The 12,061-nt window shown below is 50.1% G+C and carries 9 protein-coding genes and 3 pseudogenes; 8 read left to right on the top strand and 4 right to left on the bottom strand.

Features of this window, described 5'->3' with window-relative positions:
- Positions 1-4 precede the first annotated feature (4 nt).
- Entirely contained in the window at positions 5-1,183 is a 1,179-nt protein-coding gene (gene ytvI, locus K7397_RS07815) for a sporulation integral membrane protein YtvI (RefSeq protein WP_223067394.1), read from the bottom strand.
- A gap of 208 nt (positions 1,184-1,391) precedes the next feature.
- On the opposite strand from ytvI, the gene K7397_RS07810 reads away from it, so the two are divergent.
- From K7397_RS07810 to K7397_RS07790, 5 genes are all read left to right on the top strand, one after another.
- Positions 1,392-2,603 carry a GTP-binding protein gene (locus K7397_RS07810; RefSeq protein ID WP_223067393.1) on the top strand — a complete coding sequence of 404 codons (1,212 nt, stop codon included), beginning with the start codon at positions 1,392-1,394 and terminating at the stop codon, positions 2,601-2,603.
- Positions 2,604-2,843: 240 nt separating this feature from the next.
- The gene (gene rpmG, locus K7397_RS07805; protein WP_223067392.1) at positions 2,844-2,993 is read left to right on the top strand and encodes a 50S ribosomal protein L33; all 150 of its coding nucleotides are present in this window, start codon (positions 2,844-2,846) and stop codon (positions 2,991-2,993) included.
- A 40-nt stretch (positions 2,994-3,033) separates the two neighbouring features.
- Positions 3,034-3,744: a metal ABC transporter ATP-binding protein gene (locus K7397_RS07800; RefSeq protein WP_223067391.1), complete on the top strand. Its 711-nt coding sequence runs from the start codon at positions 3,034-3,036 to the stop codon at positions 3,742-3,744.
- Positions 3,687-4,523, top strand: coding sequence for a metal ABC transporter permease (locus tag K7397_RS07795; RefSeq protein ID WP_223067390.1), 837 nt, complete (start codon positions 3,687-3,689; stop codon positions 4,521-4,523). Before K7397_RS07800 ends, K7397_RS07795 begins: the two co-directional genes overlap by 58 nt.
- A 62-nt stretch (positions 4,524-4,585) precedes the next feature.
- The gene (locus K7397_RS07790; RefSeq protein ID WP_223067471.1) at positions 4,586-5,575 is read left to right on the top strand and encodes a metal ABC transporter substrate-binding protein; all 990 of its coding nucleotides are present in this window, start codon (positions 4,586-4,588) and stop codon (positions 5,573-5,575) included.
- Between the two features lie 117 nt (positions 5,576-5,692).
- Here the strand turns inward: K7397_RS07790 and K7397_RS07785 are convergent, their stop codons facing one another.
- Complete coding sequence (locus K7397_RS07785; protein WP_223067389.1) at positions 5,693-6,808, bottom strand: CobW family GTP-binding protein; 1,116 nt, start codon at positions 6,806-6,808, stop codon at positions 5,693-5,695.
- A gap of 320 nt (positions 6,809-7,128) precedes the next feature.
- On the opposite strand from K7397_RS07785, the gene zwf reads away from it, so the two are divergent.
- Complete coding sequence (gene zwf / locus K7397_RS07780; protein WP_223067388.1) at positions 7,129-8,580, top strand: glucose-6-phosphate dehydrogenase; 1,452 nt, start codon at positions 7,129-7,131, stop codon at positions 8,578-8,580.
- 284 nt (positions 8,581-8,864) lie between these two features.
- On the top strand, positions 8,865-9,758 hold the full coding sequence (gene gnd, locus K7397_RS07775) for a phosphogluconate dehydrogenase (NAD(+)-dependent, decarboxylating) (RefSeq protein WP_223067387.1): 894 nt from the start codon (positions 8,865-8,867) through the stop codon (positions 9,756-9,758).
- Between the two features lie 163 nt (positions 9,759-9,921).
- Here the strand turns inward: gnd and K7397_RS22290 are convergent.
- Together K7397_RS22290 and K7397_RS07765 are read right to left on the bottom strand one after the other, a co-directional pair.
- A pseudogene (locus K7397_RS22290) lies at positions 9,922-11,483 on the bottom strand (sensor histidine kinase).
- Positions 11,480-11,710: pseudogene (locus tag K7397_RS07765) on the bottom strand (winged helix-turn-helix domain-containing protein); the annotation flags it as partial. The pseudogenes K7397_RS22290 and K7397_RS07765, both read right to left, overlap by 4 nt.
- Between K7397_RS07765 and K7397_RS07760 the strand changes: the two are divergent.
- A pseudogene (locus tag K7397_RS07760) lies at positions 11,703-12,023 on the top strand (glycosyltransferase); the annotation flags it as partial. The pseudogenes K7397_RS07765 and K7397_RS07760 sit on opposite strands and share 8 nt — an antisense overlap.
- Between the last annotated feature and the right edge of the window lie 38 nt (positions 12,024-12,061).

Below are 12,061 nucleotides of genomic sequence, written 5' to 3'. Positions count from 1 at the left end.
TTTTTTATGGATGCTCCTTTTGACGGGTGGGTTCCGTGCCCTCTTCCGAAGATGCCTTGACCTCATTCTCAGCCTTACTGATACTGAACGGCGGAACCACGAACTCTTCCTGTGGCAGCGTAATCCATTGCTGCAAATAGCCTTGCTGGATCAGCTCCTTGATCAATATTAGCAGGATCGGGGACAGGATCAGACCCGCCACGCCGAACAGGGACATGGATACGATGGCAAACGAGAGCATCAGGTATGCCGATGATACGCCGATGGAGTTCCCGGTAATTTTAGGTTCAAGCAGCTGCCTAACAATAAGCACAACGGCCAGAACCACAATCAGGCCAATCGCCAGCGAGGTGTTGCCGATGATAAACAGATAAACAATCCAGGGGATCAGAATGGTCGAAACGCCGAGCAGCGGCAAAATATCAAAGACCGCACAAATGAGCGCCATCGTCACTTCATTGCCCGATTGCAAAATCAAAAGACCGATCAGAACAAGTACGAAAGTGATGGACATCAAAATCAGCTGAGCTTTCAAATACGACCCGATGGCCCGAAAAACATGGCTGCGCAAAAAATCATAGGCGATCTTCAGCGTTTTGGGTGTCTTCTCGTAAGCGATCCGGCGCCAGTCCTTGATTTCCATGCTCAGAAAGAAAGCGAGGATGATGGCAATGCCGAAATTCGCCATAAATGAAGAGAAAGAGCCCAGAGTGCCGATCAGATACCCGAGCAGCACTTTAAGCCAGCGGCTCAGCAAATTGGTGGCATCCGCAAAGTACCCGTTCAATTTGTCGGTGACATTCGGCGGCAGAGCGCTTAGCTGATTTTGCAAATAATCAGTCGTGCTTCTGAATTGATGCTGCAGCATGTCTGTATACTGAGGCAGGTTGTTGTATAAATGACCGATCTGAATCGCGATCAGCACTCCGGCCCCAAACAGGATGCCCAGCAGCAGAACGAGAAACAGGATGACCGAAATGGCGGATGCAAAAGGCTTTTTCATCCCCTTCCGGTTCAGGAAGCGGGCGAACGGCTCAATGAGCATAAAAACAAAAAAAGACAAGAATACCGGCGCCGCAAGCTGATAAAGCTTGCTGAACAGAAACATGACCAGATAAACAGTAAGCACGATTAAACCGATGTCAAAAAAAGTACGCCAATATTTTTTATACAGGGGAAGCATGTCCGGACAACGACTCCTTTGCGTTTCGAAGTTATTACTATTTTACATGATACGGATAGGAAAAGCATTTCGCTTCATATATTTTAAGATTGAAATAGGCGTTGACAAACATCGGGAGGGGGAGTATATTAATTTTTGTTAATCGTAATGATTACTATTAAGCCAAAAAAGCAAGGGAACTTTACCCGAAAAAAGGAGCTTAAAGGAATTGAACCAGACGCAAGCAAGAACAAAAGTGCCGGTAACCGTGCTAAGCGGCTATCTCGGATCCGGAAAAACTACGGTGCTTAACCATATTCTCCGTCATCGCCATGGCTTGAAGGTGGCCGTAATTGTCAATGACATGAGCGAAGTGAACGTGGACTCTGCACGGGTCCAAGGCGAAGCCAATCTGTCGCGAACGGAAGAGAAGCTGGTGGAGATGTCCAATGGCTGCATCTGCTGCTCGCTCCGGGAAGATTTGCTTAAAGAAGTGAAGATGCTCGCAGGTGAAGGCCGTTTCGACTATATTCTCATTGAGTCGACGGGAATCGGTGAACCGGTACCCGTTGCCCAGACTTTTACTTATGCCGATGAGGAACTGGGCATAGACCTGACCGATATCGCCCGGTTGGATTGTCTAGTTACCGTTGTGGATGCATGCCGTTTCTGGCATGATTTTGGTTCCGGTGAGAGTTTGCTTGAGCGGGGCCAGGCTGCGGAAGAGGAAGACACTAGAGACGTTGTGGATCTGCTGATCGATCAGATTGAAACCTGTGACGTTCTTCTGCTGAACAAATGTGATCTGGTAGAAGAAGCAGAACTGAACAGGCTGGAAGGAATCATCCGGAAAATTCAGCCTACAGCTAAAATCATCCGCACCGTAAAAGGTCAGGTTGATCCTGCGGAAATTATCAATACCGGTTTATTCGACTTCGAGGCCGCAAGCCTTGGAGCGGGATGGATCAAGGAGCTGGAAAAGGAAGTTCATGTACCGGAAACGGATGAATACGGCATTGGATCTTTCGTATACCGCAGGAGAACCCCGTTCCATCCGGAGCGCCTTGCCGCGTTCTTGAACTGCTGGCCCGAAGAGATTGTAAGAGCGAAAGGAACGGCATGGCTGGCTGCTGAGGACGACTTGGCGGCTTTTATCAGTCAGGCGGGCTTATCTATCCAGTTTGGACCGGCGGGGCGCTGGGTTGCATCACTGCCGGAGCAGGAGCGCAAGGAAATACTGGCGGACGAACCGGAAACGGCTCGAATTTGGGATGAACGGTGGGGAGATCGGCTGACAGAGGTCGTCATGATCGGCATCGGTTATGACCAGGAACAGATAGAAAAGGAACTGGATCAATGCTTGCTCACGCCTGAAGAAATGGAGCTGGACTGGTCCTCCTTCCCGAACCCGCTGCCATGGGCGCCCGATCAAGATATCTAAATCTATGGAAGGCATCGAAAATATTTCGATAAGGAGGTGAGTGAGAATGGCCGAGAAATCCAAAGTGTCTCATAGAGGACAGATTCCTGACGCTACGGCATCCAGCTGGTGACTTTTTTTAATTGCTTGGTTGACAAAATCAATGACGGTTAGATAATATAATGTAATGTTCGTAAAAATTACGATTATAATTTAGAGATTATAGATTTATAGGTTTAAATGCAAGGGGAGGTGACGATAATGCGAGTGATTGTTACTTTGGCTTGCACGGAATGCGGCGACCGCACTTATACGACTACAAAGAACAAGAGAAATCACCCGGAGCGTCTGGAGCTGCGAAAATATTCGCCGCGTTTGAAGAGATATACGATTCACCGGGAAACGCGCTGACTTAGCTAATACATGATTTTAGGAAAAGAGTTGAACGACCTTGATTTTGTCATCCATGCGCAATGTTGTTTTTGGTTACGGCAATGAACCTGTTGTTGAAAATATATCATTGGATATTTATGCCGGGGAGTTCCTGGGGATCACCGGTCCAAACGGGGCTGCCAAGACCACGATTCTGAAGCTCCTGCTTGGTTTGCTGAAGCCGTGGAACGGAACGGTGGAGATTAACCAGAATGCGCTTGACGGGGCTAAGCCCGTTATCGGATACGTTCCTCAACAAGTAGCTTCCTTTAATAGCGGCTTTCCCAGCAAGGTTATTGAGCTCGTCCGTTCCGGCTGCTACTCGCGTCTGGGACTGTTTCGCAGGTTCAGCGCGGAGCAGGAGGCGATCGTGGAGAAAAGCCTGAAGCAGGTCGGGATGTGGGAATACAGAAACTCCCGCATAGGGGAGCTGTCCGGAGGGCAGAAGCAGCGCATCTGCATTGCCAGAGCTTTGGCGCAGCAGCCGAATGTTCTAATCCTGGATGAGCCTACCACGGGAATGGACCATCAAAGCCGGATCGGATTCTATGAATTAATGAAGCACTATGTGGATGTACACCGGATGACGGTGGTTATGGTTACACATGGTCTGGAGGAAACGAATTCTTATTTGGACCGGGTGATATCGCTGGAGCGAAAGGAAAGTGAAGAGTGGAAATGTTTGACTACGAGTTTATGCAGCGTGCGTTTTGGGCCGGAGGTTTCATAGGCATTATTGCGCCGATTCTGGGCGTCTACCTGATGCTTAGAAGACAGGCCCTGATCGCCGATACGTTGTCGCACGTTTCACTTGCCGGGGTGGCTCTGGGCTCGGTGCTTCAATTCAATCCGGTCATCAGCGGTTTTGTCGTGGCTATTGCCGGCGGTTTGATTATCGAGCGTTTACGGCGTACATACCTGACTTACAGTGAGGTCCCTGTTGCCATTATTATGACATCAGGCCTCGCTTTGGCCGTGGTGCTGATGAGTCTGGAAAGCAATCTGAACAAAAGCTTTAGCTCTTATTTGTTCGGATCAATCGTGGCGGTGAGCAAACAGCAGCTATGGATGATCGGCATTGTTGCTCTGCTTGGTCTTCTGTTCTTTATTTTGTTCCGCAGACCGCTGTACAATCTGACATTCGATGAGGAAACGGCGCGAATCGGGGGCGTTCATGTGAAATGGCTGTCGTTCTCCTTTTCCGTTCTGACGGGGATGACGGTTGCTTCTGCCATACCTATTGTCGGGGTGCTTCTGGTCTCGTCGCTTATGGTTCTGCCTGCGGCGCTAGCCTTGAAAATCGCCCGCGGATTTTTGTCCGCCATTATCATTGCGGTCATTACAGGCTTAGTCGGCATTTTCAGCGGACTCACCACCTCTTATTATATGAATACACCCCCGGGGGGAACCATTTCACTAATCTTGCTAGTTTTTTTCATTACAAGCTTTGTCATTCGAAAGCTGCTGCTGCGCAAGCAGCGCCGGAGCCGCATTGCCAGATCGTCTTGAAATCCGGCAATGGGCAAATCCAATTACAGGAGGGTATTTCATTGAATTTGAAAGGTAAAAAAATGACTTTTGCCGCGCTGCTGGTGAGCCTTGCGCTGCTGGCTGCAGGATGCGGCTCAAATAAGAACAACGCTTCTACTAACGCGAGCGCGTCCGCTGACGCTGCAGGACAGACCGGCAAGCTGAACGTTCAGGTCAGCTTCTACCCGATGTACGAATTTACGAAAAATGTAGCCGGCGATCTAGCCGATGTTCATACCTTGATTTCTGCCGGAGTCGAGCCGCATGACTGGGAACCTACTCCAAAAGATATTAAAAATATCGAAGATGCCGATGTGCTGGTGTACAACGGGGCAGGATTCGAAGGCTGGGTAGATCAGGTGATCGGCGGCCTGAGCAACGATAAGCTTGTTAAAATTGAAGCGAGTCAAGGAATCAGCCTTCTGGAAGGCTTAGAAGAGGAAGAAGGAGAAGAAGGCCATGCTGGAGAAGAAGCTCATGATCATGCTCATGAGCATGATCATGGCGAGCATGATCCGCATGTCTGGCTGTCCCCGCTTGGAGCCATTAAAGAAGTTCGCAAAATTCAGGACGGATTGTCCAAAGCCGCGCCGGAACATGCAGACGAGTTCAAGGCCAACGCCGATGCCTATGTTGCCAAGCTGGAGCAGCTCGACAAAGAGTTCAAGGAAGGGCTGAGCAATACGAAACGCAAAGACTTTATTACGCAGCATGCCGCGTTTGCTTATTTGGCGCATGACTACGGCTTGACGCAGGAGCCGATCGCAGGTCTGTCTCCGGAAGAGGAACCTTCGGCAGCTCAAATGGCTGAAATTGTGAAATTTGCGAAGGAGCACAACACGAAGACTATTTTCTTTGAAACGCTCGTATCTTCCAAGGTTGCCGAAACAGTAGCGAACGAAATCGGCGCGAAATCGGCGGTTTTGAATCCGATCGAGGGTTTGACTGAAGAGGATGTGGCAAACAACCTGGATTATCTGGCCATTATGCGTCAGAATCTGGATGCGCTGAAGCAAGCTTTGAATGAATAGATACAGTTATATGTAAAAAGATAGATAAAAAGCCTTCCCGGCAGCAGATGCTGCCTGGGAAGGCTTTTTCCAGCAGAGGCATAAGCTCCAAGCGCCAGAAGTTCCTTGATCTTTGGATCAGGAGTGCTTCAGGCTCTGATGCGCCGTGAGCAGGGTTTGCCATCTTTCGGCGGTCCGGCCTGAGTCTACATCGATCCCGATCAGAACGATATAACCGGCACCGGGATAGCTGGAACGCTGCCAGTTGAAACGGCCCCCGGCATATTGCAGCAAGCAGGCCCCTTCCTCCTCGATGTTCAAATAGCCTTTGGCCCGAAGGATTTGCCCGGGCGTCAGACTTAAAAATTGCTCTACCTGTTCCTTATCCAGGAATGAGTCTGCGCGGCAGGGAAGGGTAAAGGTCTGCACCTTGGAGAAGGAAGCGCCATGATGCTCATGATGCTCATGATGCTCATGACGCTCATGATGCTCATGCGTTTCAGCCGTTTCAGCATCTGCGCCTGACCCTGCGCCCGTTGGCTGCCCGTCTTTGGCAGTGCCTGCTCTATTAATCCGCTCCAGCGGCGCCGCCGTAGGCAACTTTAAGGTGCGCGCCGCTGTCTTGACAGGATCAGCCGGAGCAGCCTGATCCAGCAAGCGACCGGCATCCACGGAAGCGTGCTTGGTGATGAGCAGCGAGGCTGACGGATTACGCTTGCGGACCATTTTTTCCACTTTCATTCGTTCGGAGGACGTCACCAGATCCGCCTTGTTGATCATGACAAGATTCGCGGACTCCAGCTGCTGGTGAAGCGTTTGGACTAGCTGCTTATCCGAAGAGAACCGGCTGCTGTAATCCAGCGCATGCTCGGCATCGATGACTGTGATCATATGTTTGATGCTGATTTTGCCGATAAAGGCCGCCGACGACAGCATGCCTACGATTTCAACGGGGTTGGCTACGCCGGTCAATTCAACAAAAATGACGTCCGGTTTTGTATCCAAAACGGCATGCATGCTTTGAGCCAGTTCATCCTTTTTGCTGCAGCAAACGCAGCCGTCAAGCAGCCTTTCAATCGAAATACCGGTCTCTTCCTGTAAAATAACGCCGTCAACATCGCATTTGCCCAGTTCGTTCATTAAAATGCCGGCTTTGAGGCCGCGCTTTTTGGTTTCCTGCAGCAGCCTGAGCAGCAGCGTTGTTTTGCCGCTGCCAAGAAAGCCGCTCAGCAGAATCAGAGGGGTTTTTCGCATAATCATCGGCTCCTATCCAAATCTATGGCACCCGGAAATGCCAAAACATTATATAATACGAAATCATTACGAATAAAATGCCTCTGAATGACGATGGATTGCTAATTTTCATATAATCCTCATGCAAAAATGCGAAGAAATATCATACAATTAAAATGGTCATATGTTAATAGTTAAATGTGTCAAAAGTGAGTCGATTTCATTGACGGATTTTGGCGAAGGGTGTAAGATAGCTAAGTTGGTTGCAGTAACTATATGTAACTAGATGTATTTTAGGAAGTACATGTAGGTAATGGTGCAGTAGAAGTGGAGGGTATGAAATGGATGCTATGACATTTGTTCTATTTGGTGCAACAGGAGATTTAGCGAAGCGTAAAATTTATCCTGCTTTATATAATTTGTATCTGGATCAGAAGATTGCTTCGTCTTTCACCGTGATCGGTCTGGGCAGAAGAGAAATTGCAGACCCGGATTTTCAGGATAGCGTGAAGGACTCCCTGAAACGTTTTTCCAGAAGACCTATTGACGAAAGTACCCTGGATGCTTTCCTTGGTGCTTTTCATTATAGCGCGTTGAATGTAAACCATCTTGAAGATTTCAAGAAGCTGCTGACCGTTGTGGAAAAATTTGAAAGCGAGCTGCAAATTCCGGAAAACCGGATGTTTTACCTTTCGGTTTCTCCTGAGTTTTTTGAGACGATTGCCCATAACATTAATGCCAGCGGACTTGGGTCTACCCAAGGCTGGAAACGCCTGATCATTGAAAAACCGTTCGGCCACGATCTCGCTTCCGCAAGAGCGCTTCATGAGAACTTAAGCAAATCTTTTAAAGAAGAAGAAATTTACCGTATCGATCACTATTTGGGCAAGCCGATGGTGCAAAATCTGGAGGTGCTCGGGTTTGCCAATCCGGTGCTTCAGGCCCTGTGGAATAACCGCTTCATTGCCAATGTGCAGATTACAGCCAATGAGCTGGTTGGGGTTGAAGAAAGAGCTGCTTACTACGATCATTCCGGCGCAATCCGCGACATGTTCCAGAACCACATGATGCAGCTTTTGATGATGATTACAATGCATCTCCCGAACCGCAGCATGCCTGAAGAGGTCCGCGCGAAGAAAAAATATATTGTTGAATCCCTGCGTCCGATCCGCAAGGAAGATGTGGCAGCCCATGTCGTTCGCGGGCAATACGGCCCCGGCAGCGTCAAGGGTGCATCAGTACCCGGATACAGAGAAGAGAACGGCATCGGGCCGGACTCGCAGAACGATACTTATGTTGCTGCGCGTCTAATGATAGACACTCCGTTCTGGAGCGAAGTACCGTTCTATATTCGTACAGGCAAACGCACCGGCGAGAAGTCGACGCGGATCGTCATCGAATTTAAAGCGCCGCTTCAGGCCGCTACTTTCCCTGACGAAGAAATCAGTCCGAATTTGCTGACCATTGAGATTAATCCGGTGGAGAGCATATCGCTCCAGCTTAATGTGAAAGATAAAAACAACAGCAAACAGCTCGATCCTGTCATCATGAATTTCAGCTCCAGCTCCGAGGAAACGCCTGAAGCATACGAGAATCTGATCCATGATGCTTTGCTTGGGGACTCTACTTTCTTTGCCCATTGGGATGAGGTAGAATTGTCGTGGGCTTGGGTTCAACCGGTGCTGGATGCGTTCGCCGAGAATCGGGTTCCTCTTCAATTTTACCCTGCAGGCAGCGACGGACCCATCGCCGCTCACGAACTGCTGGCCCAAGACGGCTTTAAATGGTGGTAATTTTATTTACGCCTATGCTTTCGAAGTCAGTTTTGTCGTAGTAACTCAACGCAGCTTATGCTATACAAAACTAAGCCAATGCTTTCGAAGTCAGTTTTGTCGTAGTAACTCAACGCAGCTTATGCTATACAAAACTAAGCCTATGCTTTCGATGTCAGTTTTGTCGCAGCAACTCATTCGTAGATTATGCTATACAAAACTAAGCCAATGCTTTCGAAGTCAGTTTTGTCGTAGTAACTCAACGCAGCTTATGCTATACAAAACTTTTAGGAGGACACTCATTCATGAAAGTTGGATTAATCGGTTTAGGTAAAATGGGATTGAATCTGGGAAAAAACCTGCTGGATCACAAACATGAGGTAGTGGCGTTTGATCTGAACAAGAACGCCGTTGCCGAAATGGTGGAATACGGTGCGCAGGGAACGTCCAGCCTGCAGGATCTCGTGTTGGCCATGCCAACGCCCAGAGTGCTCTGGATTATGGTTCCGCACGGCGTTGTGGATTCTGTTCTGAATGAAGTTTCACCGCTCCTCAGCAAGGGAGATATTATTATAGAAGGCGGAAACAGCCATTACAAGGAATCGAAACGCCGGTATGACGAATTGAAGCAATCCGGTATTTACTATATGGACGCCGGAACGTCCGGCGGCATGGAAGGCGCACGGAACGGCGCCTGTTATATGGTTGGCGGCGATCCCGAAGCGTGGGAAGTCGCTCAGCCTATTTTCCGCGATACGGCGGTGGAGAACGGGTATTTGTACGCCGGTCCTTCCGGAAGCGGCCATTTTCTGAAAATGGTCCACAACGGGATTGAATACGGCATGATGGCATCGATCGGCGAAGGCTTTGAGGTGCTGGAAAAAAGCAGCTATGATTTCGATTATGAAAAGGTAGCCCGTGTCTGGAACAACGGTTCCGTCATTCGCTCCTGGCTCATGGAGCTGACGGAGCATGCCTTCTCCAAGGACAGCAAGCTCGAAGAACTGAAAGGGATCATGCATTCGTCGGGAGAAGGCAAATGGACGCTTGAAGAAGCGCTCGATCTGCAGGCGGCGACGCCGGTTATCGCGATGTCGCTTTTGATGCGCTACCGTTCCCTGGAAGCCGATACGTTCAACGGCAAAGTAGTTGCGGCGCTCCGCAACGAATTCGGCGGTCACGCTGTCGAGAAGAAATAAGTCGCGCAAGAAGCAATAAGCCCAAAGTCCGGAAGCGACTTCCCCGATTTTGGGCTTTTTCATATACAGTATGCAGTCGCTTTGGTGTCCGATAGGACGGCAACAGGTGGTTAAGCAAAGGGTTCCGCACGGGCAAGAGGCCGGTTGCGGAACCCTTTTGCTATTAGCTTTGCTGAAGCGGCAGATGAACCTGGAACGTCGTTCCTTCTCCAGCCTTCGTCGCAACGGTTATTTTACCCCCATGCGCTTCCACCATGGATGCGCTGATGGCCAGACCCAGTCCGGCCCCGCCCTGCTTGCGGGCTCTGGCGACATCAATGCGATAGAACCGCTCAAAGATGTGGGGAAGATGTTCTTCCGGGATGCCCGGTCCGTTGTCATTGACCGCGAGAAGGATCTCGTCCTCCGTGGATGTCAGGGAGACACGGATCCTGCCGTGGACCGGGTTGGTATGCTGGACGGCATTTTGAAACAAATTCAGAATGACCTGCTTGAGCTTGTCCTGGTCGAATTCACCCGTTATTCCGGCTGTAAGATCAAAAGCAACGCTTCTGGGCCCAGAAAGCATACGCAATTGCGGCTCCATTTCAAGCACAAGCGCATCAAGCCTGATCCGGCTGAGGTACAGTTCGGGGGCGCGGTCCATCTTGGCAAGCGTCAGCAGGTCTTCGATCAGCTTCTTCATGCGGACCGATTCGCCGTACATGCTGCTGAGCGCCGACTGAAGCTGTTCAGGCTTGACGGAGGCACCCCGCAGCAGCACTTCCAGAAAGCCGTGTATGGATGTGAGCGGCGTGCGAAGCTCATGAGAGGCATCGGCTGTAAAGCGGCGCATCTGCTCTTTGGCTTCCCGCTCGGCTTCAAAGGAAAGCGCAAGGCGCTCCAGCATGCCGTTAAAAGAAGAGGACAGCCGGTCAATTTCCTCCTGGCCGAGCCTCTCGGGAACCCGCTGCTGCAGATTTCCGGCATCGGTACGCATAACAGCCTGAATCATCTGGTTCAGCGGGATCAATGTCCGCCGGATAACGGGCATATATAGAGCCAGACCCGCAGCCATCGCTGCTGCTGATAAAATGATAAAGATGACGAGCTGGCGGAACGCCACCTCGAGCAGCGGACCGGTGCTGATCCCCATTTGCACCAGTCCGTTAATAGGGCTGTCCGCCGGATTTCCTGCCCATTTTCAAATCCGGGGCGTTCCGGGACGGGAGGACTATCCGCCGGACGAAAGACGACCAGTTGGTCTTGTCCGTTTGTGTCTTTGACAATCCGGTACTTTATTTTGCTGTGATGTTGCCATCGCTCCTGAATGATCGCGTATTCTTCGGCGGAAAGAATCGGGTATCCCATATCGGTGGATTGCGTCAGGGTGATATAAGTGCCATCTTCCCGAATGTAACCAAGCGAAGTATCCGGAGGCGTAAAAATGATCGGCCGTTCGAACCTGCCCTGCGGCGTTTTGTTGAGATTGGGCAATAGGTCACCGGACTGCGTACTGCTATTCTCCTCCCGCCGGATCAGCAAATCGACCGGCATGGATCTGAGCTGGTTTTCCATCGCTTCAGCTTTGCTGCTGTATAGAAAATTTTTCATCATAAAATATTGAACTCCGCCAATCAGCAGCAGAAGAACTGCAAGTATGAAAAGCGATCGGGTCAGGAGCTGAACCCGGAGCGATTTTGGGATCAGCCATGTTCTAAGCCGCTTCCACCCAAGACGTCTCATGGCAGGTCGACCCTGTATCCGGCTCCGCGCAGCGTTCGAATCAGTCGGTGTTCTTTGTCCCCCAGCTTGTCCCGCAAAGAACGGATGTAAACTTCCACTATATTTTCTTCTCCTCCGAAATCGTAACCCCATACTTTATCCAGAATCAGGCTTTTGCTGAGAACAATCCCATGATTCAGTACAAGATAGCGCAGCAGTTCGTGTTCGGTCGGAGAGAGCTCAAGCACGGGTATCACCTCTTTTTCAACCAAGCCGCTCAAAATTGCCGGATACGCAGGCGCCGCTCTTTCCGGGGCGGGATTTATCTACCTGCTGTACGTGATCTACTGCGCTCTTTTTACAAGCTCAACGACCAAAGGCTGGGCGTCCATCATTAGTTTGATGCTGCTGTTTAACGGCTTTGTGCTGCTAATGCTCGGCGTGCTTGGCGAATATGTCGGTCGAATCTATGACGAGACCAAAGGAAGGCCTCTCTACATCGTGCGGGAAACCCGCGGGCTAGATCAGATCAACATCAAGGAAGAGGCCGGCCGCTTTTGAACTCCGGAAATAAAAATCACCTGTTTTTTTTAAATAGT

Source organism: Paenibacillus caui (assembly GCF_019904135.1).
GTDB classification, from domain to species: domain Bacteria; phylum Bacillota; class Bacilli; order Paenibacillales; family Paenibacillaceae; genus Fontibacillus; species Fontibacillus caui.
The sequence above is the reverse complement of the archived record's forward strand: the minus strand, read 5'-3'. Positions and strand labels throughout refer to the sequence as shown.